Genomic DNA, 23601 nt, shown 5'->3' with positions numbered 1-23601 from the left:
CGACATCCTTTCGAATAACCCAGGGGGATTTCATGCGGCACGACGAAACAGCGAGGTACGTGTCCCGGTCGGCCGACGGAGGCGTGGGGAAAGGGACGGAAGAAGCTGCGACCGCGAAGGGCGCAGGAATGCGCACCGTAATTCTCGGAGTGGCCGCAAGTGACAGCCATGTGGTCGCCAACCACCTCATCGCCCATGTCCTGCGCGCCAAGGGGTTTCACGTCGTGAACCTCGGTGTCTGCACCTCCGTCGCCGAGTTCGCCGACGCCTACGCCGAGCACCCCGATGCCGAGGCGGTGATCATCGGCAGCCTCAACGGCCACGCTCACGAGGACCTCCAGGACCTCCCCGCCGCCCGCGCCGCCGGCCGGCTCGGCTGCCCCGTGATCATCGGCGGCAACCTCTCGGTGGGCAGCTACAAGCACACCTCCGACCGCGAGCGCCTCCATGCCCTCGGCGTGGACGTCGTCCTGACGGACCCGGACGCCCTCCTGGAGACCCTGGACGGGCTGCGGGCCGAGGCCGCGCCGGTCGCCGCGTCCTCGGGTGCGTACACCACCGCGCAGACAGCCACGTCATGAGCGGCGCCGTTCCCTCGCGCGAAGCCCCCGGGTTGCCGCCGCTCGCCGAGTCCGTCGCCTATGTGCGGAAGCTGGGCAAACCGACCGTGGCCGAGGTGCTGCACGCCGCACGGGCGGCAGGGCGTGTGGCGCTGCAGCCCCGGTGCGGAGTCGGGTCGCACGTCCAGATGCTGACGCTCCTGCAGGACCTGGAGAGGCACGCGCGACCCGACATCCTCACACTGACCATCGACTCGTACACCCGGCTCAAGCAGTTCGACAGCGCACGAGCCGTCCTGGAGCGCAACCCGGCCGACCTCAACGGCTACCCGCTCGTCACCCATGGCTGGCTGAAGGGCCGCCGGCTGAACGAGGCGGTGGCGGTCCCGCTGGAGGTGCGCCACGGCTCCCCGGACGCACGGCTGCTGTTCGAGACGTCCGTCGCGTCCGGCATCACCTCCTTCGAGGGCGGCGGGATCTCCTACAACCTGCCCTACTCCAAGGCGGTCCCGCTGGCCGACTCGCTCGCGGCCTGGCGGGACGTGGACGCGCTCTGCGGTGAACTGGCCGGACTCGGACTCGTCGTGGACCGAGAGCTGTTCGGCACACTCACCGCAGTCCTCGTACCGCCGTCCATCTCGCTGGCCGTCAGTGTGCTGGAGGCGGTGGCGGCGGCCCGCGAGGGCGTGCGCTGCATCTCGGTCGCGTATCCGCAGGGCGGCCACTTCGAGCAGGACGTCGCGGCCCTGCGCGCCATCCCCCTCCTCGCCGCCCGCTATCTGCCGCCGGACGTCGAAGTCCACGCCGTGCTGCACGAGTTCATGGGTGTCTTCCCCCGCGAGCGCGCCAACGCCGAGGACCTCATCCTCTACGGTGCCCTCGTCGCCCGGCTCGGCGGCGCCAGCAAGCTGATCAGCAAGACGTACCAGGAGGCGCACGGCATCCCCGACGCCCGCGCCAACATCGACGGCCTGCTGCTCGCCTCCCGCGCCAACTCGCCACTGCTGGACTTCATCGCGCTCGACGAGGACCGCATCGCAGACGAACTCGACTGGGTCCTCACCGAGGTCGCCGAGATCGTGGAGCCCATCCTGTCGGTGTCCGACCTGCACAAGGAGATCCCGGCAGCCTTCGCCGAGGGCAGGCTCGACATTCCGTTCAGCGCCAGCCGCCACGCGCTGTCGCGGATCATCCCGCGCCGGACCGGCGACGGTGCCATACGCTACCTGGCCACGGGGATGCTGCCGTTCTCCGATGCCACGCGACGGCGCAACGAACAGAGCCTGGCCGCGGGCGGCCAGGTCCGGATCGGAGACATGGTGAAGGGGTTGACGAAGGACATCAACTACTTCCTGGAGGTCTTCGGGGAGCAGCCGGGCGTCCCGGCCGGCGCCGCCACCGGCGACGCCAGCCGGGACGGAGGCGGGGAAGGCGGCCCCGTGGCGCCCTCCTGACCGGCAGTCCCGCAGCACGACCGCACACGACCCAGAGTGGGGAAGAGAAAGCATGCAGTCCATCCGCGTCACCCGGCCCGGCGAGGCGTCCGAACTCCGTGCGGAGGAAGTCGAGCAGCCGGTCCCCGGCCCCGGCCAGGTCCTGGTGCGCAACACCGCGGCCGGAGTCAACTTCATCGACGTCTACTACCGCAACGGCACCTATCCGGCCGAGCCCCCCTTCACCCCGGGCCAGGAGGGCGCCGGCACCGTCGCGGCGGTGGGCGAGGGGGTGACCGCGTTCGCGCCGGGCGCCCGGGTCGCGTACGCCACCCAGCTCGGTGCCTACGCCCAGTACACCGCGGTCCCCGAGGAAAAGCTGATCCCGGTACCCGACGACGTGGACCTGGCGGATGCAGCGGCCGTGACCCTGCAGGGGATCGCCGCCCACTACCTCACCCACCAGACGCACCCCGTCGCCGAGGACGAGACCGTGGTCGTCCTCGCCGCCGCGGGCGGCCTCGGCCGCCTTCTGGTTCAGTTCGCAGCCGCGCGCGGTGCCACCGTGATCGGTGTGGCCTCCAGCCCCGACAAGCAGGCGGTGGCCCGCGAGGCGGGCGCCCACCACACCCTCGCCTACGAAGGGTTCGACGAGGCCGTGCGTGAACTGACCGGCGGCCGCGGGGCGCACGTCGTGTACGACTCGGTCGGCGCCGCCACCTACCTCACCAGCCTGCGCAGCCTCGGTCGGCGCGGTACGCTCGCGCTGTGCGGGCTCTCCAGCGGTCCCGTACCGCCACTGGATGTGGAACTGCTGCGCGGCGGTGGCTCGTTGTACCTGACCCGGCCCACGATGAAGGACCACGTGTACGACGCCGAGACCCTGCGCGCCGCCGGCGCGGCCGTTTTCCGCCATCTCGCCCAGGGTGTGGCCAAGCCGCTCGTGCACACCGTGCTGCCGCTGGAGGAGGCCGCCGAGGCGCACCGGTTGCTGGAGAGCCGCGCCACCACCGGCAAGCTCCTGCTCACGTTCTGACCCGCACCCGTCCGCACCTTCACCACCCCAGGAGTTTCAGATGGCCGAGGCTGACCGTCAGCTGCTCTTCGTCGGCGGCGCCGGGAACGCCACTCTCGCCGTCGACGTCGTGACGACGGCGCTTGAGCAGGCGCGCAGGCGCGGTCTGCGGATCCACGTCACCAACCAGGAGGCGACCCTCACCGCCACGCCCACCATCACCGCCCAGGCCGACGCCGTGTCGGCGGTCGACTTCTCGGCGCCCGGCGAGAGCGCCGCCTGGGCCCGCGAGCGGGCCGCCGCCGGGGAGCGCTACGACATCGTCTTCGGTGTGCGGGAGATGGCCCAGGAGGCGGTGGCCGAGGTCGCCGAAGCGCTCGGTGCGCCCGGCAACACGCCGCGGGCCGTGCGCCGGGTGCGTACCAAGGACGAGGCGCGGGCCCACCTGGCCGCCGCCGGTTTCCCGCAGCCGCGCTTCACGGTGTGCGCCGACGAGGAGGCGGCGCGAACCTTCCTGGCCGAGACGACCGGACCCTGGGTGGTGAAGCCGCGCGACGCCATGGGCAGCGAGGGCGTCACGCGCATCGACGGGCCCGGGGAGCTGTCCGCCGCCCTGGGGTTCCTGCCCGGCGAAGGGTCCTTCATAGTCGAGGAGTTCGTCGAGGGACCCGAGTACAGCGCCGAGGGCGTCTTCCTGGACGGCAAGCCGCACGTGCTGGCGCTGACCTCCAAGGAACTGCTGCCGCCGCCCAACTTCTTCGAGGTCGAGTACGTGATCCCGGCGATCCTGCCGGAGGGCACCGCCCGCGAGATCGAGCGTCAGGTCACCGCCGCGCTGGCCGCGCTGGAGCTGCGGTACGGGCAGTTCCACGTCGAACTGTGGTGGACCGAGCGGGGCGTGGTCCTCGGCGAGGTCCACGTCCGCAATGCCGGCGGCTGGATCCACCGCATGCTGGCGCACGTGATCCCCGGCCTGGAGTGGTTCGGCCTGGTCTACGACGATGTCCTGGGCAACCCGGTGGACAAGGCCGCCCTGAAGCCCGTCCGGGGCTCCGCGATCCGTTTCCTGACCCCGCCGCCCGGCCGCCTGGCCGCCGTCGAGGGCTGGGAAGAGGCGGTGTCCCACCCGGCCGTCATCCACGCGGAACTCGCCGTCGCCCCCGGCGCGGTCATCGAACCGCACCGCTCGGTGGAGAACCGCGTCGGCCACATCGCGGTCGGCGCGGACACCCCCGAGGAGGCGCAGGCCCTGGCGCGGAAACTGGAAGCGCAGGTCCGGTTCGTGACCGAGCCGGTTCAGGGCTGACCGGCGACGGCCCGGCGCGGACACACGGCCGGGAGACCGGGGGCCGCCGTGTGATCCGTGCCGGACGGCGAGGACTGGAACACAGGCCCGGGGGCCCGGTCGCGACCGGCGGCGGTCCGACCCGCCGCCGGTCGCTTCGCATGGCGTATGACCCCGGGCCGGAGGGGGTCCCCACCGCCTGCCGTCCAGGCCCGGGAAGGGCGGCTGCCCCGGCCGGGGTCGCCGCAGGCCATCGCGTGTTCTCCGGGGCCGTGCGGCGGGCGGCCGGGCCGGGGCCGATCGCCTCCAGGCCGCCGAACGGCATCGCGACGGCGGTCAGTCCGCTCGCGTCGACGAGCCGGGCGGCGATGCCGAACTCCTCGAGGCCGGCTTCGGTATCGGCCTCCGGGACGGCTGGCACCGGGCCGCCGGACGCGAAGAGGCCGGAACGCCGGCCCGGTCCCCAGCCGGGGGAATGCTCCCTGACAGGGCATCGGCAACCTGGCGGTACGGGGCAGATCCCGGCCCTCCCGCCGTGCCACGGTCGGTGAAGCGGCCCGGTGCGGCGGTGATCCCGCCGCGTCCCCGCACCACGGCGAGCCTGCCCCCGTCGTCCGGCAGCTTCCGGGGTCAGCGCCGCTCCGCCTCCAGCAGGGCCCGCGCCGCCCGTACCACGGCGGCGTTGTCCGCGGCCGGCGAGCCGTCCGGCAGGCTCAGGACGTCCTCCAGGCCGATCCGGGTGTCCAGGCCCAGCCGGGCCGCCAGCCGCAGCACGGGCCAGGCGCCGCCGTCCTCCCCGTGGAGCAGGACCGGCGCGGACAGGTCCCCGGGCAGCTCCGCCAGCAGGGCCGAGGCGGTGCCGGACGCCGTCGCCGGATCGGTGTCGGTGACCTCGGCGAGCACCCGCAGCACCCGGCCCGCCAGCGGCGAGGCGCGAAAGCGGCGGGCCCCGTCCGTCCCCGACCAGATGCCCGCCTCCACCCCGATGCCGCGCTCCAGCAGCGCGCCGGCCACCTCCTCGGCGCCTTCCTCGTGCCAGTTCACCGAGGCGTGGTCGGGCAGCACCGGCCAGGAGCGGACGAGTGCGGCGCGCCGGACGGGATCCGGGGCGGCCCACGCGCCGGTGGTGACCCCGATCCGCACCCGGGCCGGTACGGCTCGGCGCACCGCCGTGACCGCCCGTGCCACCGCCGACGGCTCCAGGGTGTCCGCGCCTTCGGCGTCCTTGGGATGGAGGTGGACGTCCTCCGCTCCGGCGGCCACCGCGCGAGCGGCCTCGGCCGCCAGCTCCGCGGGGGACAGGGGGAGGGAGGAGCACTCGTCGCGGGTCCGCGCTCCGTTCGGGCACACCTGCAGCATGCCGACCACTATGCCGGAAGCGGCGCGCGGCGATCCGGTCCCTGCCTTGCCCGGCCCGGGCGACCGCGACCGGGGGGTGGTCCCTCCGTGCGGCCGCTGCCGCCAAGCCCTTCTCGACCACTTCCCGGCCCTGAAGGTCATCGTCGGAGCCGGCGACCGCCTCCGGGCCGTTCCCGTCACCGATCTGCTGCCCGAGAGCCACGTGTGGGCCGACCACCAGCTCGACGCCGGGTAGCGCCGTGCCGCTCGGCACGGCCCGTTACCGCCGGTGGCACCTGGAGGCCGCCGTACGGTACCGGCTCACATGTCGTACCGCGTCGCCGGCAGCGCGAACACGGCCACCAGGATCACCGTGCACAGGAAGCCGGTGATCCAGGCCATCGTGAGCCGGTCAGGTCCGGCCGTGGCGCCGGGGTTCTGCTGCTGGGCGATGTAGTCCCTGAGTACCCGGGCGCGGACCGGGAAGAGGGCGACCGGTACGGAGACGAACGCGACGCTGTACAGGAACAGGAGCTCCGGTGCCGGCCCGGGCCGGAGCAGGTTGACCGCCAGGACAGCGGCGGCGAACACGGGGGTCACGAGGTAGAACGCCTGCCTCCTCCGCCTGCTCTGCCGTTCCCACGCGCTTCGCGGTTCATCCGGGAGCCTCATGCCGTGGATCAGAGCTCGCATGCCGATCATGAAGAACGCCGTCGCCGCGAGCGCGATCAGCCACCAACCGGACTCGGGGACCGAGAACAGCATCTTCTCCAGCCAATCCTTGATCACACGGCGGCTGCCCGTCCGACGGACGACGCGGCCCCGCCGTGTCGCCGTATCCGTCCGGTCCGTCTCCACTCCGCCGCACACCCGTGCGGCGTCCGCAGCCAGGGGCATCGTCGCACTTGCCCACGCCGGAGCTCATTGCCGGAACCGGGCAACCTTCCCGGCCCGGCGTTGCCTCCCCCGGACTCGGCAGGCCGACCGCCCGCACAACCGGTGCGCGGCCGGTGGAGGGTAAATGCGTCGACAACGCCCCTCCGCGCCCGGCAAAGTGGTCGCCCGTGACGAGCAGTGAGCTGTGGACCCGCGAGACCGCCGAGCGCTACGACGCCGGGGAGACCGAGATGTCCTCGGCCGCCGTTCTCGGACCGACCCTCGCCTTCCTCGCCGAACTCGCCGGCGACGGCCGGGCACTGGAGTTCGCCATCGGAACCGGGCGGGTGGGCGTTCCGCTCCGGGAACGCGGCGTGCCGGTGGCGGGCATCGAACTGTCCGAGCACATGGCGGCCGTCCTGCGGCGCAAGATCGACGAGGACACGCTGCCGGTCGTCATCGGGGACATGGCCACGACCGTCGTCCCCGGCGAGTTCACGCTGGTCTACCTCGTCTACAACACCATCACGAACCTGCTCACGCAGGACGAGCAGGTCGAGTGCTTCCGCAACGCCGCACGTCATCTGAGGCCCGGCGGCCGGTTCGTCATCGAGCTGGGCGTGCCGCAGCTGCGGTTCCTTCCGCCCGGCCAGGTCGCGGTGCCGTTCGACGTCTCCGAGCGGCATCTCGGCTTCGACACCTTCGACCTGGTGGAGCAGATTCTCGTCTCGCACCACTTCACCCCCGACGGCGACGACGGCCGCTACCGCCGCGACGCCTCCCGGCACCGGTACGCCTGGCCTGCCGAGCTCGACCTGATGGCACGGATCGCAGGGCTGGAGCTGGAGCGGCGCGTCGCGGACTGGGACGGGGCGCCGTTCACCCAGGACTCCGCGAAGCACATCTCCGTGTGGCGCAAGCCGGCCTGAGGCAGGCCACTGCCCGGTCCGGCCACCGGTCGGGGCGGTGATGCGGACGCGGGCGGAACGGGCCCCGTGAACACAGCCCTGCGGCCACAGCCCCGCGATCACGACCCCGCGACCGCAGGCGGAGGCGGGCTTGGCGCTGCGGCTCCACATGGACGCGGAGAGCCGGTGCGGTGGGCCTCGGGCCTCGGCGGCGCCCCGCCTTCGTCATCGTCTCGCCCGGGCCGCCGCCTGGCCGTCCACGGGGATGCCCAGCCGGCCGGCCACGGTGGTGAGGGCTGCTCCCAGGGGAAGCGCGACCCGGGTGAGGGCGTGCCCGTCGCCCCGGGTCGGATCCCGGTTGACGATCAGCACCGGCTTCCCTTCCCGGGCCGCCTGGCGGACGAACCTGAGCCCGGACATCACCGTCAGTGACGACCCCAGGACCAGCAGCGCGGACGCCTCGCCGACCAGCCTGCGGCAGTGCTCGACCCGCGGGGGCGGAACGGCTTCGCCGAAGAACACCACGTCCGGTTTGAGGACGCCGCCGCAGACCGTGCAGGGCACCACGCGGAAGTCCCCGACCTGTTCGTCGGTGAGATCGGCGTCACCGTCCGGGTTGATTCCCGCGGCCACCGGCTCGAAGCCCGCGTTGGCCTCCTCCAGCCGCCGGGCGAGTTCGCGGCGCGGGCTGGAGGCGCCGCAGGAGAGGCAGACGACCCGGGACAGGCTTCCGTGGAGTTCCACGACGCCCTCGCTGCCGGCGGCCTGGTGCAGGCCGTCGACGTTCTGGGTGATCACACCCGAGAGCAGGCCGTGCCGCCCGAAGGCGGCCACGGCCCGGTGCCCGGCGTTGGGGCGGGCGCGGCCGAAGGTACGCCAGCCCAGGTGGCTGCGCGCCCAGTACCGGCGCCGGGCCCGGGCGCAGGCGGTGAAGTCCTGGTAGGTCATCGGGGTGTGCCGGCTCAGGCTCCCGCCCACGCCCCGGTAGTCGGGGATGCCCGACTCGGTGGAGATGCCCGCCCCGCTGAGCACCAGCACGCCACCGGCGCCCAGCGCATCGGCGACCGGCTCCGGATCCGTGGTGCCCGGCGGCAGGTCCTCGGCGGGGGTCCAGCTCAGGGTGGGGCGCATGCGCATGCCGCCAGGGTACGGAACGGGCCGTGTCCAGTCGCTCCCACCGGTCGGCGGGGCGGTCCGCCGTGCCGCGGCGCTCCGGGCTCAGCCGGCCAGCGAGCCGGCGAAGATCTGCCAGGCCAGCAGCGACTTCGCCACGAGGCTGAGGACCAGGTAGGCCTTCTCGCCGTACGCGTAGTCGGACCACCGGCCGACTTCGCGGTACTGGAGCCACTGGTTGAGACCGAAGCTGAAGAAGAGGGCGGCCTGGACGAGAACGATCCCGTACACGAAGCCGGGGACGGTCCCGGCCGCGACGATGTTGTACGCGATCGAGATCCACGGCGTCACGCCGACCAGCGTTCCGAACCAGAACGGAAGCATCGTGGTCGCCGTCCGTCCCGGCGGGTTCATCATCTCCTCGACCCAGCCGAAGAGGATCATCCCGACGTTGGCGCCGACGACGACGATGACGGCGTTGACGGCGGTGATGCCCGAGTAGAACCCGATGAGGAGCACCATCAGGGTCGCGCTCAGCGAGTACTCCAGCCACCGGAACCGGTTGACGCCGCGCCTGAGGTCGCGTTCGTAGGTGCCGCGGAACACCGTCGCCGTCAGCAGATGGTCCAGTGCCGCCAGGGCGAGGAAGACGGAGACCGCCCAGCCGATCGGCACGTCGAACAGCGCTTCGGGAGCGGGCGCGTCCGTTCCCGGCGGTCCCTCGGGGACGGAGGAGGTGACGGTGATCGAGAAGTCTCCGGCGAGGAGGACGACCGCCGCGGCCTGTACCAGGTGCAGCAGTGTGAGCCCGAGATTCCACGCGCGGAGCCCGGCAAGGCGTTCGGGGGTGACCCCCGTGGCCACCGCTGTGCCGTCCTGTCTCCTCACGGTTCCTCCCGGGTCCGACGCCGCCGCACGTCTGCATGGTCGTCCCGGCCGGACGGGGACCACGGCAGTCGCGGTGCCGCCCCGCCGGGAGTCACCGGATCGGCCCAGGCTTCGGCCCGCGGGGACGGCCGGGGAACCCCGTCCGTGGATTCCCGGGGGTCTCCGTGTCAGGGCAGGTCCAGGGCCCAGGTCTGCAGGACGTAGGGCCGCCCCTTCTCCTCGCCCTCGATCAGCGGTACGTCGAGCAGGCTGAAGCCCGCCTTGGCCGCCACGGCGACGCTGGCGGCGTTCTCCGCCTCCAGTTCCAGGATCACGCGCTCCGCGCCCAGCCGCTCGGAGGCGTACGCGGCCATCACCCGCACCGCCCGCGCGGCCAGCCCCCGGCCCCGGTGCGCCGGGCCGACCGCGTAGCCGATCTCCATACCCTCGGGAGCGCGCCGCAGCATCACCTCGCCCAGCGGCGCGCGGCCGTCGACGGTGATGGCGAGCAGGACGGCCGTGCCCTCCGCCCGCAGTCGCCGGGCCCGGTCCAGCCGCGCGCGGGCGGCAGCCTCGTCGAAGGGCGAGGCGATCGGCGTCCAGTACGCGATGTCGGGGTGGTCGAACAGGTCCGGCATCGCGGCCAGGTCCGCTTCCGTCCAGTCCCGCAGGACGAGCCCCTCTCCCGCGAGCTCGATCCGGTCGGGAAAGGGCGACGTGGTGCTGCTCATGGCGGAGGACCTCCCTGGCCTGCTCAGGACGAGGCAGCATAACCAGGGACGGCCACCGGCTCACCGGAGTTTTCGGGGGGCCTGCCGAGCCGGCACGGAGCACGGCGCCGGGGCCGAACCCCTGACCGGCCCGCCGGGGCGCGGGGGCGCCGGATCAGCCTCTCCGGAAGAACTCCACCTCCGCCAGGGCCAGGTGACGGTCCGTGGTGAGATCGACGGCCGAGCGCAGGACCAGACGTACCGTCTTCACGTCGCCGATCCCGACGGGGAACGTCTGGGGGCCCGGTTTGTCGCCGAGGGTGAGCTCCTGGCGGTGCCTCGTGCCGTCCTGCCTCGTCACCTCCAGGTCCAGGCGGAGCGCGCGTGCCTGGCGGGCGTACTCCTGGGGGGAGGTGGACGCGCCGTTGGTGATGATCAGATCGACCAGCCGGAACGGCGTACGGAACGTGTAGGTCACCCAGGCGCCCGGTGCGGGTGCGCCCCAGTAGCGGTTGCTCAGCCCGTCCGTGGTGTTCGCCGCCGGGTGCCGGGGGACCTCGGCGCTCGCCTCTATGCCCACCGGGGTCACGGGCCTGGGTCTGCTCATCTTGTCCCGGGCGTCCTCGAACACGGTGCGTCCGGCCGGCAGCAGCAGGAGTCCGCCCGCGCACAGGGCCACCACCGCGGCCAGGATCACCAGGAACCGCACCGCCCGGCCCGAGCCCGCCCGCACCCGGCGGCGGAGCGGCCACACGGTCCGCCACCACGGCAGCGGGGCGGGCCCGGCGGCGGGGTTCAGCACGGCCGCGCAGCGGCGGCAGAACCGGCGCTCCGGCGGGTTGGGCGTGCCGCAGGCGGGGCAGGGCGCCCCCGCCACCTCGTCCGGCACCGCCGCGGGGCGTACGACGGGGCGCGGGGCCACCGGTTTCGCGGGGCGCACGGGTTGCACGGGCTCCGGCGCCGGCGCCCCGGGGGCGGGGATTTCCCCGGTGCGGGCAGGGCCGGGTCCGGCCTGCGGGGGAGGGCTCGTGCCCTCCTCCCGGCCGGGTCCGGCGCCGATGCCCGCGTCGTCGGAGCGTGGGCCCGCGGCTCGCGCGGAGCCCGTTCCCGTCGCCTCGTCGCGGCCGCGGCCCGCCGGCCGGGTGCGCGACGGCGAGGTGGGGAGGGGCGCGGCGGACGCGGGTCCGTCCGCGGGCGGTGCGGGGTCCGGGGCGGAGTCCGGATCCGGACCGGGGGCCGGCGGGGCCGGGGGCTCCGGGCGTGTGCCCGGGTCCGGCGGGGTGTGCGACCAGCCCAGGTACGTGCCGCAGTTGCCGCAGAAGTCGTCGTCCGGGCCGTTGGACGTCCCGCACGCGGGACACGCGCGCATGACGTCACCTCCCCTCGTCGGCGGGCGGACCGGGCAGGACCTCCACCCGGCAGGCGGTGTGCACCGGGCACATGGCCCGGACGATCGCGCGGACCCGGTCCGGGTCCACCCGCGTTCCGGGGCCCGGCCACACCCGGACCAGGGTCTCGGAGGAGGGTTTCGGCGGGAGGTCGGCACCGGCGGTGCGCGACCACGCCGCTCCGCCGTCCCCGGTCACCTCGGCGTGCACGCCGAGTGCCAGCCGCAGGCCCTCGACCAGGCCGCGCCCGGTGCCGCGCCACCGGTGCAGCTCCACCGCGCGGGCGACCGCCTCCCGGCGCGCCGCCAGGGGCCACCGCGGGTCGTCGGCGGCGCCCACCCACGACGCCAGCCAGACCAGGAAGTCGGCCGGGGCCACCCGGGGGTCGAAGTAGGAGGGCAGGTTGTCGAGGGTCGCGAAGACCGGTGCGAGGACGGTGTCGAGACCGGAGGTGAACCGCTGCGCGAGGTCGTCGTCGGCGTACAGGGCGGGCAGCTGCCCGCCGATCGGATACCTGCTCGGCAGCCCGGGCACGGCGGCTCGGCTCATCCCCGTGCCTCCGGTCCGGCGGCCGTGACGGCCACCTGGTGCTGGTGGGAGAAGACCAGCGCGCCCGCGGCCACGTCGATGCGGTCCGCCGGCGCGCCGCGCCGCCCGGTGACCGGGTCGGCGGGGAACAGCCGGATGTCCTCCACCAGCGCGTCGCCGCAGGCGCGTTGCAGCACGCCGAAGACCTCCCCGTACTGCACCGGCCGCCCGAACGGCCACCCGGTGCCGTCGGGGCCGCCGCGCAGCGGGTCGAGGTACCGGAACAGCGCGGCGAGCGCCGCGTCGCGCACCCGGCCGGCGTCGTCCGGCGCCGCCGCGAGCCGGGCCACCACGGTGACGCCCTGGTAGACCGGCGGCTCCACGACGAGGCGGGTGCCGATCAGACGCCGTTCGTCCAGGCTCGCGGTGATCGCCCGGAGCACCTGGTCGGAGGGGATGAGCTGCTCGAAGCGGAGCCGGCCGTCCTCGTCGGCGACGGCGTCCGGGACCACCAGGACCCGTACCGCGCCCGCGTCGCCGCCTGCGGGCAGGCAGCGGACCCGGCGCACCGAGGGTGCCGCGAGGCGGCTGATGACCTCGTAGTCCTCGGCGGTCACGGCGCGCTCCTGCGTCCGCAGCACCTCCGGCGCCCGCAGCCTGGCGTTGGCGACGGTCTCGCCGGCGACGCCGCCGCGTGCCGCCTCCCGGTTGACGACCCGCGCGACGTACGGGACGGAGCTGCGCAGCACGCGGATCGCGCCGCGGGCGACGTTGCCCGCCGGGCCGCCGCCGGTGCGGTAGCGGGCCACCCGCACCCGGGCGCCCTTGGGGGGCACGGCGCCGCACCGCCGCAGCGTGCCGTCCGGCTCGCGCAGCACCGGGGGGAAGTCGAACTCGCCGGTGGTGGCGTCCACGCGGACGTGCCGGTCGTCGGGCCCGGAGCGGCCGAAGTGCTCCACCACCTCCCAGCGCTGCCACCCCTCGGCCGAGGACACCTCCACCACGGGGGGCTCGCCGTCGAGGAGGACCGGTGGGCGGTCGAGCCGGAACGTCTGCCCGGCGACCCCCTCGGAGACGCCCAGCGGCACGTCGGTCACGGTCTCGGCGTGCTCGACGGACATGGTGCCGCCCACGGTGAACACCGCCGCCTCGCGCACCGTCGGGGACTGCGAGTAGAACGGCTGCCCCGGCTCCGCCTCGGTGACGCGGCAGCGCAGCCAGCCGGCCCGCGTCCCGCCGATCACCGACGCCGTGTGCCCGGCCGGCACGTACACGATGACCTCGCCGGGCCGGTTCAGCCCACCGGTGGTGTCCGCACCGGTCTCGCACACCCGCCAGCCGCCGCCGTCCCACGCCTCCCACACCAGCGGGGGCTGGCGCGGGTCCACGCCGACACCCTCCACACGGCTGTCCAGGCGCACCGCGACGATGCAGCGCGGCACCGCCGCCGGCAGGCCGAACAGCAGCGCGTCGCCCGGCTCCGGCGCCGCCTGGAAGCAGAGCACGTCGCGGCCCTCGGCGAGCGCCCCGGTGCGGTCGGTCTGCTCACCGTTGCGGGGTGCGGTCACCAGGCGCGTCAACTCGCTGGGAACGACGCGCAGTTCGTCCGTGGTCGCGAACACCACGGCGTCCCCGGTCTCGCCGGTCTCGCCCGGCGCGGCGGGCGCGGCGGTCACCTCCGTGCCCGCGGGCAGCACCACCGTGTCGGGCTGCGGCGCCGACAGGTGGAAGTCGACCTCGGCCACGGCCGCGGCCGGTGGGAACAGGCGGATGCCCAGCAGGTCCAGGAACGCGGTGTAGTTCTTGTCCGGAACCCGGTTCAGCCGGTACAGCAACTGGTCCACGAGGTAGGCGAACGTCTCGATCAGGGTGACGCCCGGGTCGGAGACGTTGTGGTCGGTCCACTCCGGGGCGCGCTGCTGCACGTACCGCTTGGCCTCGTCGACCAGTTGCTGGAACCGCCGGTCGTCCAGGTTGGGGGAGGGCAGGGCCATCAGTCGGCGCCCCGTTCCCCGGCCCCCTCCTCGGAGGGGATCGTGTAGAAGGGAAAGACCAGGTTGCGCCGGTCGTTGGTGGAACGCACGGTGTAGTGCACGTCGATGTAGAGGGTGCCGGCCTCCACGGCGTCGAAGGCGACCACCACCTCGTCCACCGCGATGCGCGGCTCCCAGCGCTCCAGGGCCTCGCGCACCTGCTGCGCGACGCGTCCGGCGGTGGCGCCGTCGCCGGGGGCGAAGACGTGTTCGTGGATGCCGCAGCCGAACTCGGGGCGCATGGGGCGCTCGCCGGGCGCGGTGCCGAGCACCAGGCGGATCGCCTCCTCGATCTCCCGCTCCCTGTCGACCATGCCGATCCCGCCGGTCGGCCCGACCCGCAGCGGGAACGCCCAGCCCCGGCCGATGAACCGCTCGCTCATCACGCGCCTCCGATCAGGACGTTCGCGGCGCCGGTCAGGACGGTCGCGCCGCACGCGCTCCGGTCGCGTGCCCGCGCGGCGGGCAGGCCGCCGATGAGGACGGTTCCCGTGACGGCCGCCGCCGGGCCGGGCGTGATCACGTTGGCCGGACCCAGGGCCGCGTGCTGGGGGAGGGGGCAGACGGTCAGGCTGCCCGTGACGGCTGCGGGACGGCCGCCGATCAGCACGCGCGCCACCGCCGTGGCGGCGCCGGGCGGCGGGGCGGTGATCCGGCCGCCGTGGTCGGTCGGGTCACCGGTACGGGCTGCGGCTGGCATGCGGTGCTCCTCGGGGTGTCGGGGACAGCGGGCAGAGGCAGGGGGCGGCGGGCGGGGGTCAGTTGATCCGGATGAGCTTGGCCTTGAGGACGCCGAGCAGACCGCCGTCGACGGTGACGTCCGAGCTGCCGGTGACGCTCACCGAACGGCCGCCGATCCGCACCCCGACCCGGCCGTCGATGTTCACGTTCCGGCCCGACACGCTCACGTCGCCCCGTCCCGCGTCCAGGGTGATGCCCCGGCCGTCGAGCAGGACGGAGGTGAGGGGCTGCCGGCCCCTGGCGTACACCGTCAGCTCGATCCGGTCCCGCCGGTCGTCGAGGAACACCTCGAGGCGCTCGTCACCGGTGGTGAGCCGGACCCCGGACGGGCCCGGGGCGCGTGCGTCCAGCAGTTCCACCCGGTGTCCCGAACGCGACACCACGGAGCGGCGGTTGACCCTCCCGCTGGTCGGGTCGACCAGCGGCACGTCGTGGGGCGAGGGCTTGTCCACGCCGTTGTAGAGCCCGCCGATGACGTACGGGCTGTCCAGCAGGCCCTGCTCGAAGCCGACCAGGACCTCGTCGTTGACCTCCGGGCTGACCACGCCTCCGCCGCCCCTGCCGCCCCACTGCACGGTGCGCACCCAGTCGGTGACATAGGTGTCGTCCAGCCAGGGGAACTTCAGCCGCACCCCGCCGCGTTCGGCGCCGTCCGGCTCGCGCACGTCCGTCACCACGCCGATCGCCAGGCCCGGCATGCGCGGGCTGCGGGAGGGCGCGTTGGCACCGGTCACCAGGCCGGTCAGGGAGCGGTCCGGGCTGGCGCCGACCCACACCGTCGTCCGGTACCCGCCGTGCGGCTCCAGGACGTGCTGCACCGCCGTGGCCGTGTAGCGGCCCGAGAACGCCTGCCCGACGTTGCCGAGCGCCACGGGTCTGCCCGCCCGCAGCCGGGGGTTGCCCTCGGCCACCGCCTCCAGCTCGGCGAAGCCCGCGCCGACCCGGGCCGCCGTGGCGTCCGCGACCGCGGTCGTCTCGGCCTGGGTGCGGTACGGGGTGTCGGTGACGGCCAGTTTCGCCGACGTGCCGAACCGGGTGGCGGACGCCGGGCTCAGGCCCGGGACCGCCGTCTCGCTGTCCACCGACGGCTGCCGGGCCACCAGCGGCCGTTTCGTGGTGACGTCCCAGCCGCGCACCTCCACCGACGACGCCCCGTCCGCCGCCGACAGCGAGGCCCGCAGCGCCAGCAGGTTCCGGCCGTACTCCAGCACCATCGGGTTCCGCGTGGCCGGGGTCGAGGGCGCTGGCGCGCCGGACGCCTTCCGCGGCCTGGTGAACTGGAGCAGCCCCTGGTCGTCGACGCGTACCTGCGCGCCGCTCTCCGCCGCCAGGAACTGCAGGAACTCCCAGTCGGACACGTTCGCCTGGGAGAGCTGCCGGTAGGTGACCGGCGCGGCCTGCACGGTTCCGCAGGCCAGTCCGGCCCCGGCGGCCACCTTGCGGACGATCGCCGCGGCCGTCATGTTCCGGTAGGCCACCACCTTCCGGCCCCGCTGGAGGCGGTGCGCCCTGGAGTAGGCGCGCACCACCGTGAACGAGCCCGTGCGGTCGCGGTCCACCTCCAGGGCCGTCACCTCGCCGTCGAACAGCCGCTCGCGCGCCTGCCCGGACACGGTCACCACCGACACCCGCAGCGGGGTGCCGATGGTGATGCCGGTCGCCTTGAGGAACTCGTGGTCGGGGTCGCGGAAGGTGAGCTGTGCCGCGTCGGGCAGGCCCACGTTCTCGTCCACCACGCAGCTCACGAGCTGGGCGGCCCAGACGGGCGGGAGCTCGGCCGGCGTCTCCACGACGGGGTCCGCCGCGAACGACCGGCCGCCCCGCGCCTCGGATGTGGTCACCGCTCCTCCTCACCGCCCGCGTCCCGCAGCCCCGGCACCACCAGCTCGGTGCCGGGCGCGAGCGCCATCGGGTCGTCGATTCCGTTCGCCTCCGCGATGACCCGCCAGGCCGTCGCGTCGCCGTACTCCCGCCAGGCCAGCAGGGCCAGGCTGTCGCCCGCCACCACGGTGTGCGTGCTGCGTGCGGTGCGCGCGCCGGACGTCGGGTTCTGGCCCGGCGGATCGACGCTCGCCTCCTCGACCGACAGCGCGCAGGTGGCCCGCAGCGGCCTGCCGTCCACGTCGAACAGCGTGTACGTCACCGACAGGCTGGAGAGCACCCCGTCGAACGAGGTCGTCCGCGCGGTGCCCCACTCGAACCGCACCCACGGGCTGGCCGGCTTCCTGCGGCCCAGGCTGGCCGGGGTCGGCACGCACGCCTTCATCAGCTTCTCCACCGCCTGCTCCACGGAGTCGTCGTGGGTGGCGGTGGCGTCCAGGAACACCTCCAGGCTCAGCGTGCGCGGGCCGCTGCCGACGAACTCCGGCAGCGCCGACTGCCCCGCCATCCGCGACGGGGAGCGGCGCCACTCGGTGGTCTTGCGCAGCTCCAGGGTGGAGGGGTTGAACTGGAGGTCCAGCCGCGCGATCGTCCCGCCGGGCTTCGCGCCGACCGAGGCGGGGGGTTCCTTCAGGGTCAGCTGGGCCCTGGCCCGGCTGGAGCGGACCGCTGAGGACATGCCGGGACTTCCTTTCCGGAGACGGAGACGGAGACGTGGGTGGCGGGTGGAGGGACGGGGCCGGGTCAGGAGGGGCGCAGCCCCTCGTGGGCGATCTCCAGGGTCTCCACCGCGGCCTGGGAGCTGGAGGGGTCGAAGGACGGCCCCTGCCAGCGCACCGGGACGATCCCGAACACCTGCCAGCCGATGATCCGGGTCAGGTCCGGCTTCAGCGCCACGATCTCGCCGTCCTTGGGCTCCACTCGCCGCAGCGTCTGGTCGAGCCAGCGGCCGATCTTCGCCGTGTCGGAGGTGACCGGCCGGGTGAGTGTGATGTTCGACCAGGTCACGCGGCCGGGCAGGTGCCAGGTGAAGCCGTTGTTGCCGCCCTCGGCGTAGGTCTCCATCTCGACCTCGGCGCCCATGCCGGAGCAGGTGTGGAAGGCGCCCAGGTCGTTGCCGCCGATCGCGAGCCGGAAGAACACGCTCGTCGCGAAGATGTTGTCCGTCATCCGTCCGTCATCCGTTCCTTGCCTTCGGGCCCTCAGCGGCGTCCGTCGTGGGGGCGGCCCATGCGCTCCCGGCCGCGCCGCAGCTCGGTGCGGAGCAGCCGTGCCACCGGGTCGAGCAGGCGGCGCGCCAGGTCGTCCAGGTCGAGGCCGGGGTCCTGCGGTGTCCCGGCGTGCCCGGCCGCGTCCACGCCGGAGGCGGCCGGCGCAGGCGACCAGGAGGGCGCGGACGGCGTGGAGGCCGGCCGGGGCCGACCGCGCGTCCGCACCGCTCCGGCCGGTGCGCCCGCGGACGCGGCGGTGCCACCGGTGCCGGTGGCGTCGCGCTGTACAGGGGCCGCCGCCCGGCCGGTCCCGCCCGCCGCGGACCGGGCGCCCGGCGGGGCGGCCTTCCACCGGACCACGGGGGCGGTCCCCGCCGGTTCCGGCCGCGCGGCCGGGCCGGACGTGGACACCGGGAGGGTGGGCGCCGACGCCTGAGGGGCGGCCACCGGCAGGGACCGCGCCGGCGGGGCGGCGGCCTCCGCGGGCGCCTCCGGGCGGGGCGGCGCGGGCCGGACGACCGGGACGCGCTGGACGGGGCCTGGCGAACCGGTCCCCCGTTCGCCCGGAGCCCCCGGCCCGGGGCGCGCGGTCGCGGCCCGCCGCGCCCGCGGTCCCGCCGGGGTGGCCGCGGGCGGACCCGGCGCCGGCCGCGCGGCCGGCACCCCGAGGCCCTCCTGGCCTGCCACCGGTGCGGCGGGCCGGCGCACCGCCACCACGGGACGGTCGCCCGAACGGGACGCGGCAGGCGGCGCCACCCCTTCGGGGATCCGGGTGTTCAGGGAGAGGGGGCGCGCGGCGAGCAGCGAGAGGATGCGGGGCGCCTGCGGGGCGGAACGCTTCCCGGAGCGGGTCACGGTGAGGGGGCGGGGGCCGGCCGCACCGGAGGTTCGGGCGATCCCCGCGCCCCCGGTTCCCTCGGCCGCGGCCCGCGCGACGACGACCGGGACCCGGGCGGCGGGGCGGTGGGGCCGCTGCCCGCCGGGACCCGGCCCGCCGGGCACCGTGCCGTGGCGTCGCGCGCTTCCCGCCGGGTCCGTCGCTCCCGCGGTGTCCGGCACGCCCGACGTGCCCGGTCTGCCGGTCGCGCTCGAACCGTCCGGCGCGCCCGCGGTGTTCTCGCGTGCCGGGCGGTGGGGCGAGGCGGCCGGGGACGGCGTCACCAGCGGTGTGGCGGGCCCGTCCCCGTGGAGCGCGGGGCCGGGCTCCGCGGGGGCGGCGGTGGAGGAGTGGCCGGCGAGGCGGCGCTGTACATCGCCCGCCCCCAGCAGCGGCGCGTCCGCTCCGCCTCCCCCCGGCACACGGGGCGCGGGCACGGTACGCGGTGCGGTCCCGGCGGGTGTCCGGCCGCCCTCCGCCGCGGGCGGCACCGGGGCGGCACCGGCCGTCCGCTCCCGGTGCGGGGCGTCCGAGCCGGACGCCGCACGGGAGGCGCGGGCGCCGGGCGCGGTGGAACCGGGCAGGCCGGCGCTCGGCGGCAGCGCGGGCAGCGGTTCGCCCAGGCCGCCGCGCGCGCGGGCACCGGTGCGTTTGCCGGGGCCGGAGGACCGGCGCGGTACGTCGGCCGGTGCGGCGGGGCCCTGCGGTACACCGCGGGCCGCCTCCTTCGCGCCGTTGTCGTACGGGTCCGGGAGGCCGGTCGCGCCCTCCGTGCGGTGCCGGACGACGGGCAGCGCCGGACCGGGCGCGGGCCCGGCGCCGGGCGCGGTACGCGGGGCGGATCCTTCCGCCAACGGTGTTGCCGTGGAGGGCAGTTCGCCCAGCGGGGCGCCGAGGGGCGCGCGGCTTCGCCCGGGCGCGGTGGCGCGCTGCGCGGGGGCTGTGGGGCCCGCCTTCGTTCCGGCCGGTGCCGCCGTGGCGGGTGCGGGGCCGGGTGCGCCGGAAGCGGTGCGATCGCCGGGCGCAGGGGCGGCGGGCCGCAGCGCGGGGACACGGCGCACGGGCCCGACCGGGTGCCGGGCGGTGGTCGGGCTCGGCCCCACGGGGCGGAGCCCGACCACCGGGCCGGACGGCGTACGCCCTCCGGAAGCGTCCGGCGGCCAGGGCTCCCGCCCGGGGTCCGCTCCGGGCGCGCCGGACCGCGCCCTTGGCGCGGGCCCGCCGGGAGCGGACCGGGCCACGGATCCGTCGGCGACCGCGCCCGGGACCACCGACACACGTCGTACCAGCGGAACCTGCGGAACAGCCGGCCGGGGGCCGGTGCCGGCGGGGGCCACGACCGGGCCGGTGCCCGGCCGCACGGCCCGCTGGACGGGAGAGGAGGGCGGGGTGAGCGCGGCGGGGGAGCCCGCGGACACCGGACCGCGGTTCCGCGGAGCGCCCTCCGGACCGCCGGTGCCCCCGGTGCCGTCGCCGTCGCCGTGCCGCGCCGCCGCGGGCTCCCGCCCCGCGCCCGCGTGCGCCGCCCCGGAACCCGCTCCGGCCCGGCCGCGGGGAGACCGTGCGGCCGAGGACGCCGGGCCGGACGGGGCCGGAGCGCCCGGTGCCGCGCCGCCCGGGGGCACGGTGTCCGGGTCCGTCGCTCTCGCGGTGTCCGGCGTACCGTCCTGCGGGCCTTCCGCATCCCGCGGACGCAGCGCCCGGAGCAGCAGCGGACCCCCGTCGGTGTGGACGGGCCGCGGGGCGGCCGGACCGGTGACGCCGTGCACCAGGCCGGTCGGGGCCGTGGGCAGCAGGGCGTGCCCCAGGCCGGTGTCGAACGACGGGTTCCGCCAGGCGGCCAGGCCCGCACGGAAGGCGAGGCCGTCGCTGACGCCGAGCGGGGCGCGGGCCAGGGTGAGTTCCGGCGCAGCGGCGCGCTGCCATCCCCCGTCCCAGTCGCCGGGCACGGAGGGGCCCGGAACGCCGGGCTCGCTCCGGCCCGGCCCCTCGCCGGACCGTCCGTCCGCTCCGGCACCGGGCCGCTCCGTACGCCGCGGACGGCGCGCGGGGCCCGGCCCGGCGGCCCGGCGGCGCAGCCTGTCCCGCCATGCCATGTGTTCAACCGCCTTCGTTCACGCGGGTGTTGATACGGGCGATCTCGGCCACCCACTGCCGGCGCTCGCCGTGGGTCAGGCCGAGGATCTCCTCGCGCCGCCAGTGGAAGTGGTAGGCGATGTACGCGATCTCCTCCAGGAGCCGGGGGAGGGCGTACGTCACGATTCCCCCAGGCGCCCACCCGAGAGGTCGACCTCGAAGCCGCCCTCGCAGTGGGGGCAGGTCACCGCCGCCCGGGTGTGGCCCTCGCTGTTGACACGGCGGTAGAAGTCCTGGAGGAAGGCGACGTCGGTGGCGTACATCCGCTCCACGATCCCGGCGTGCACGTCGGTGATAGTGCCGATCCGGGTGATCACCTGGCTCAGCAGCACCACGCTCAGGTACGCGGGGTTCTCCTTGACCCGCAGGTCGATCTGGGGCCGCAGCTCGTCGCGGGCGGTGGCCAGGCGCATCGCGCCGTGGCGGTGCACCGTGCCCGCCTCGTCGACGTACCCGCGCGGCAGCTCGAACTCGAACTCGGTGCGCAGCCCGTGGTCCTCCCGGGGGGCCGGGGCGGGGGGCGCCGCCGCCTGCTCCGTCGCCGGGGCGGGCGCCGTCACCTGGAGGATCTCCTCCAGGTTGCCCGCCGTCACCGTACGGCGTCTCATTCGACGATGATCTCCTCGAACACGATCGTGACGGACTCGGTGGCCGGGGACGACTCGCCCGCCTTCAGCGACGGGCCCTCCCACCTGGAGGCCCAGCCCTGCATCAGCTGGATGCGGCGGACCGTGGTGCCCTCGGAGTCCTTGATCTCGATGGTGAGGTTCTGCCGTGCGGAGTTCACGGCGCCGTTGTTCAGGGTCTCCTTGATCCAGTTGGTGAACTCGCTGCTCTGGTCGAGCCCGCGGGTGATCGTGATCTCGCCCGCCTGGCGGGCGCCGGGCTGCTTGCGGATGATCTGCTTGCCCTCCGCGCTGACCTGCTTGACCTCGACCACCTCCTCCTCGACGGTCAGCCCGCTGATCTCCTGGACCGACTCGACCAGGTAGCCCCCGAGCTGCACGCCGAAGACATGGGTGGAAAGAGCGTCGCCCACTGCCATGACTGTTCGTCACCTTTCCTTGCGGACCCTGGGGTCACTCGTCGATGAGGCTGGTGCTGTCGGAGAACTGGGCCAGCCGGAACACCACGAACTCCGCGGGCTTGACCGGTGAGACGCCGATCTCGCAGACGACCCGGCCCTGGTCGATGGACTCCTGCGGGTTGTTGTCGCGGTCGCACTTGACGTAGAACGCCTCCTCGGCGGTACGGCCGAACAGCGCGCCCCGGCGCCATTCCTCGGTGAGGAACGCGGTGACGTTGCGCCGGATGCTCGACCACAGCCGGTCGTCGTTCGGCTCGAAGACCACCCACTGGGTGCCCAGGAGGATCGACTCCTCCAGGTAGTTGAACAGACGGCGCACGTTCAGGTAGCGCCAGGCCGGGTCGGAGGAGAGGGTGCGGGCGCCCCACACCCGCACGCCCCGGCCGGGGAAGGCCCGTACGCAGTTCACACCGATCGGGTTCAGCAGGTCCTGCTCGCCCTTGCTGAGCCGGAACTCCAGGTCCACCGCGCCGCGGACCACCTCGTTGGCGGGCGCCTTGTGCACACCGCGCTCGGCGTCGCTGCGCGCCCACACGCCGGCGATGTGGCCGCTGGGAGGGACGGTGGTGTTGCGTCCGGTGGCCGGGTCGAAGACCCGCACCCACGGGTAGTAGAGGGTGGCGTACCGGGAGTCGTAGCCCGCCTCGTCGTTGCGCCAGGCGCGCACCTGCTGGGCGGAGAGTCCGGGCGGGGTGTCCAGGACGGCCACCCGGTCGCCCATCTGCTCGCAGTGCGCGATCACGGCGAGCTGCACGGTGCGCACGCCCTCGGCGTCGATGTCGCCGCGCCGGTGGGCGCTCATCAGGTCCGGCACCGCGACCATGGTGATCTCGTCGATGGTCTCCAGGCCGCCGAATCCGGTGCGGGCCGCGGCGTCGCCGACGTACTCGGACGCATCGAGGCGGGACACCTCGCCGGAGCCGGGCGCGGCGGGCGCGTCCGGGGTGCCGGGCAGTGCCACGGTCTGGTTGGCGGGCCTGCTCTGGGCGGCGCCCTGCTGCTCGGTGACCTCGATCAGCTTGGAGGCGCGGGCCTGGTTGACCAGGTACCCCTTGACGTTCCTGCGGCTGGAGGCCTCGTACGTCTCCGCCACCTGGTCGCCCCGGCGGACCAGGACCTTGAAGCGGTCCTGCGGCGGGTTCTCGCCGTCCGCGTCGGCGACCTCCACCGACACACCCGAGACGCCCGGCCGGGCCGCGACCAGGAAGCCGCCGAGCTCAACCGGCTCCGCCGCCCCGCTCTCCCCCCGGCCGCCGCCGGCCGCGGGGGCGGAGGTGTCCTCGGCGGAGCCGCCGATCCGCACGACGTACGCGGCGCCGCCGCCGTTGGCGAAGTACCCGTAGACCGCGTGGGCCAGATAGGCGTCCTCGGTGAAGCCGCCGAAGATCTGGGTGTACTGATCCCAGCCGGTGACCAGCGTCGGCGTGTGGAACGGGCCGCTCCGGGCGAACCCGACGAACGCGGCGACGGCGGTGCCGACCCCTTCGATCGGGCGGGCACCGGACTGCACCTCCTCCACGTACACACCCGGGGTGAGGTACGTCGGCATGCTCGCTCCTTAGCGTCCTTGCGGGTCGGTCACCTGTGTCCAGGCCGAGTCTGCGCGGTGGGTCC

23 protein-coding genes and 1 pseudogene are annotated in these 23601 nt (G+C 74.9%); 6 read left to right on the top strand and 18 right to left on the bottom strand.

Features of this window, described 5'->3' with window-relative positions:
• The first annotated feature begins 128 nt into the window (after positions 1-128).
• The 4 genes from QPK52_RS00380 to QPK52_RS00365 are packed head-to-tail and all read left to right on the top strand — an operon-like array spanning position 129 to position 4314.
• Positions 129-581 carry a cobalamin-dependent protein gene (locus tag QPK52_RS00380; protein WP_410534767.1) on the top strand — a complete coding sequence of 151 codons (453 nt, stop codon included), beginning with the start codon at positions 129-131 and terminating at the stop codon, positions 579-581.
• Positions 578-2014: a methylaspartate mutase gene (locus QPK52_RS00375; protein ID WP_410534766.1), complete on the top strand. Its 1437-nt coding sequence runs from the start codon at positions 578-580 to the stop codon at positions 2012-2014. Before QPK52_RS00380 ends, QPK52_RS00375 begins: the two co-directional genes overlap by 4 nt.
• A gap of 52 nt (positions 2015-2066) precedes the next feature.
• Positions 2067-3029 (top strand): quinone oxidoreductase family protein, encoded by a 963-nt coding sequence (locus QPK52_RS00370; RefSeq protein WP_410534765.1) that lies wholly within the window; start codon positions 2067-2069, stop codon positions 3027-3029.
• Between the two features lie 40 nt (positions 3030-3069).
• On the top strand, positions 3070-4314 hold the full coding sequence (locus QPK52_RS00365) for an ATP-grasp domain-containing protein (protein ID WP_410534764.1): 1245 nt from the start codon (positions 3070-3072) through the stop codon (positions 4312-4314).
• A 609-nt stretch (positions 4315-4923) separates the two neighbouring features.
• Here QPK52_RS00365 and QPK52_RS00360 read toward each other — a convergent pair.
• A complete protein-coding gene (locus tag QPK52_RS00360) occupies positions 4924-5652 on the bottom strand; it encodes a 3-keto-5-aminohexanoate cleavage protein (protein ID WP_410534763.1) in 729 nt (242 codons plus the stop codon).
• 58 nt (positions 5653-5710) lie between these two features.
• Between QPK52_RS00360 and QPK52_RS00355 the strand changes: the two are divergent.
• Positions 5711-5887: pseudogene (locus tag QPK52_RS00355) on the top strand (cytidine deaminase); the annotation flags it as partial.
• Between the two features lie 65 nt (positions 5888-5952).
• Here the strand turns inward: QPK52_RS00355 and QPK52_RS00350 are convergent.
• Positions 5953-6420, bottom strand: a complete 468-nt coding sequence (locus QPK52_RS00350) for a hypothetical protein (protein ID WP_410534762.1) — start codon at positions 6418-6420, stop codon at positions 5953-5955.
• Positions 6421-6695: 275 nt separating this feature from the next.
• On the opposite strand from QPK52_RS00350, the gene QPK52_RS00345 reads away from it, so the two are divergent.
• Complete coding sequence (locus tag QPK52_RS00345) at positions 6696-7436, top strand: class I SAM-dependent DNA methyltransferase (RefSeq protein ID WP_410534761.1); 741 nt, start codon at positions 6696-6698, stop codon at positions 7434-7436.
• A gap of 204 nt (positions 7437-7640) precedes the next feature.
• On the opposite strand, the gene QPK52_RS00340 is transcribed toward QPK52_RS00345, so the two are convergent.
• The 16 genes from QPK52_RS00340 to QPK52_RS00265 form a co-directional block, all read right to left on the bottom strand.
• On the bottom strand, positions 7641-8552 hold the full coding sequence (locus QPK52_RS00340) for an NAD-dependent protein deacetylase (RefSeq protein WP_410534760.1): 912 nt from the start codon (positions 8550-8552) through the stop codon (positions 7641-7643).
• 81 nt (positions 8553-8633) lie between these two features.
• Positions 8634-9416, bottom strand: coding sequence for a heliorhodopsin HeR (gene heR / locus QPK52_RS00335; protein WP_410534759.1), 783 nt, complete (start codon positions 9414-9416; stop codon positions 8634-8636).
• Positions 9417-9583: 167 nt separating this feature from the next.
• Complete coding sequence (locus QPK52_RS00330; RefSeq protein WP_410534758.1) at positions 9584-10126, bottom strand: GNAT family N-acetyltransferase; 543 nt, start codon at positions 10124-10126, stop codon at positions 9584-9586.
• Between the two features lie 154 nt (positions 10127-10280).
• Entirely contained in the window at positions 10281-11045 is a 765-nt protein-coding gene (locus tag QPK52_RS00325; protein ID WP_410534757.1) for an NADase-type glycan-binding domain-containing protein, read from the bottom strand.
• A 433-nt stretch (positions 11046-11478) separates the two neighbouring features.
• Positions 11479-12042, bottom strand: a complete 564-nt coding sequence (locus tag QPK52_RS00320; RefSeq protein WP_410534756.1) for a phage tail protein — start codon at positions 12040-12042, stop codon at positions 11479-11481.
• On the bottom strand, positions 12039-14015 hold the full coding sequence (locus QPK52_RS00315) for a putative baseplate assembly protein (protein ID WP_410534755.1): 1977 nt from the start codon (positions 14013-14015) through the stop codon (positions 12039-12041). Before QPK52_RS00315 ends, QPK52_RS00320 begins: the two co-directional genes overlap by 4 nt.
• Complete coding sequence (locus tag QPK52_RS00310; protein ID WP_410534754.1) at positions 14015-14437, bottom strand: GPW/gp25 family protein; 423 nt, start codon at positions 14435-14437, stop codon at positions 14015-14017. The genes QPK52_RS00315 and QPK52_RS00310 overlap by 1 nt, the downstream gene beginning before the upstream one ends.
• Complete coding sequence (locus QPK52_RS00305) at positions 14437-14754, bottom strand: PAAR domain-containing protein (RefSeq protein ID WP_410534753.1); 318 nt, start codon at positions 14752-14754, stop codon at positions 14437-14439. The genes QPK52_RS00310 and QPK52_RS00305 overlap by 1 nt, the downstream gene beginning before the upstream one ends.
• A 58-nt stretch (positions 14755-14812) precedes the next feature.
• Complete coding sequence (locus tag QPK52_RS00300) at positions 14813-16636, bottom strand: VgrG-related protein (RefSeq protein ID WP_410534752.1); 1824 nt, start codon at positions 16634-16636, stop codon at positions 14813-14815.
• Entirely contained in the window at positions 16633-17355 is a 723-nt protein-coding gene (locus QPK52_RS00295) for a LysM peptidoglycan-binding domain-containing protein (protein WP_410534751.1), read from the bottom strand. The genes QPK52_RS00300 and QPK52_RS00295 overlap by 4 nt, the downstream gene beginning before the upstream one ends.
• A gap of 65 nt (positions 17356-17420) precedes the next feature.
• Positions 17421-17846, bottom strand: coding sequence for a phage tail protein (locus QPK52_RS00290; protein WP_410534750.1), 426 nt, complete (start codon positions 17844-17846; stop codon positions 17421-17423).
• 32 nt (positions 17847-17878) lie between these two features.
• On the bottom strand, positions 17879-19618 hold the full coding sequence (locus QPK52_RS00285) for a hypothetical protein (protein WP_410534749.1): 1740 nt from the start codon (positions 19616-19618) through the stop codon (positions 17879-17881).
• A 1246-nt stretch (positions 19619-20864) separates the two neighbouring features.
• Positions 20865-21023, bottom strand: coding sequence for a DUF6760 family protein (locus tag QPK52_RS00280; RefSeq protein WP_177213953.1), 159 nt, complete (start codon positions 21021-21023; stop codon positions 20865-20867).
• Complete coding sequence (locus QPK52_RS00275) at positions 21020-21508, bottom strand: zinc-ribbon domain-containing protein (RefSeq protein WP_093657954.1); 489 nt, start codon at positions 21506-21508, stop codon at positions 21020-21022. Before QPK52_RS00275 ends, QPK52_RS00280 begins: the two co-directional genes overlap by 4 nt.
• Positions 21505-21945: a phage tail protein gene (locus QPK52_RS00270; protein WP_410534748.1), complete on the bottom strand. Its 441-nt coding sequence runs from the start codon at positions 21943-21945 to the stop codon at positions 21505-21507. Before QPK52_RS00270 ends, QPK52_RS00275 begins: the two co-directional genes overlap by 4 nt.
• 34 nt (positions 21946-21979) lie before the next feature.
• On the bottom strand, positions 21980-23536 hold the full coding sequence (locus tag QPK52_RS00265) for a phage tail sheath family protein (protein ID WP_410534747.1): 1557 nt from the start codon (positions 23534-23536) through the stop codon (positions 21980-21982).
• Positions 23537-23601 lie beyond the last annotated feature (65 nt).

The organism is Streptomyces sp. KL2, from assembly GCF_046529545.1.
Lineage (GTDB): Bacteria > Actinomycetota > Actinomycetes > Streptomycetales > Streptomycetaceae > Streptomyces > Streptomyces radiopugnans.
This window is presented reverse-complemented; position numbering and strand designations above follow the sequence as displayed.

What these genes read in the sequence shown, in the direction of transcription:
- QPK52_RS00375 (WP_410534766.1), top strand. Translation starts at nt 578, where the DNA reads ATGAGCGGCGCCGTTCCCTCGCGCGAAGCCCCCGGGTTGCCGCCGCTC.
- QPK52_RS00305 (WP_410534753.1), bottom strand. Translation starts at nt 14,754, where the DNA reads ATGCCAGCCGCAGCCCGTACCGGTGACCCGACCGACCACGGCGGCCGG.
- QPK52_RS00365 (WP_410534764.1), top strand. Translation starts at nt 3,070, where the DNA reads ATGGCCGAGGCTGACCGTCAGCTGCTCTTCGTCGGCGGCGCCGGGAAC.
- QPK52_RS00360 (WP_410534763.1), bottom strand. Translation starts at nt 5,652, where the DNA reads ATGCTGCAGGTGTGCCCGAACGGAGCGCGGACCCGCGACGAGTGCTCC.
- QPK52_RS00290 (WP_410534750.1), bottom strand. Translation starts at nt 17,846, where the DNA reads ATGACGGACAACATCTTCGCGACGAGCGTGTTCTTCCGGCTCGCGATC.
- QPK52_RS00270 (WP_410534748.1), bottom strand. Translation starts at nt 21,945, where the DNA reads ATGGCAGTGGGCGACGCTCTTTCCACCCATGTCTTCGGCGTGCAGCTC.
- QPK52_RS00310 (WP_410534754.1), bottom strand. Translation starts at nt 14,437, where the DNA reads ATGAGCGAGCGGTTCATCGGCCGGGGCTGGGCGTTCCCGCTGCGGGTC.
- QPK52_RS00320 (WP_410534756.1), bottom strand. Translation starts at nt 12,042, where the DNA reads ATGAGCCGAGCCGCCGTGCCCGGGCTGCCGAGCAGGTATCCGATCGGC.
- QPK52_RS00330 (WP_410534758.1), bottom strand. Translation starts at nt 10,126, where the DNA reads ATGAGCAGCACCACGTCGCCCTTTCCCGACCGGATCGAGCTCGCGGGA.
- QPK52_RS00340 (WP_410534760.1), bottom strand. Translation starts at nt 8,552, where the DNA reads ATGCGCATGCGCCCCACCCTGAGCTGGACCCCCGCCGAGGACCTGCCG.
- QPK52_RS00265 (WP_410534747.1), bottom strand. Translation starts at nt 23,536, where the DNA reads ATGCCGACGTACCTCACCCCGGGTGTGTACGTGGAGGAGGTGCAGTCC.
- QPK52_RS00380 (WP_410534767.1), top strand. Translation starts at nt 129, where the DNA reads ATGCGCACCGTAATTCTCGGAGTGGCCGCAAGTGACAGCCATGTGGTC.
- QPK52_RS00370 (WP_410534765.1), top strand. Translation starts at nt 2,067, where the DNA reads ATGCAGTCCATCCGCGTCACCCGGCCCGGCGAGGCGTCCGAACTCCGT.
- QPK52_RS00275 (WP_093657954.1), bottom strand. Translation starts at nt 21,508, where the DNA reads ATGAGACGCCGTACGGTGACGGCGGGCAACCTGGAGGAGATCCTCCAG.
- QPK52_RS00295 (WP_410534751.1), bottom strand. Translation starts at nt 17,355, where the DNA reads ATGTCCTCAGCGGTCCGCTCCAGCCGGGCCAGGGCCCAGCTGACCCTG.
- QPK52_RS00315 (WP_410534755.1), bottom strand. Translation starts at nt 14,015, where the DNA reads ATGGCCCTGCCCTCCCCCAACCTGGACGACCGGCGGTTCCAGCAACTG.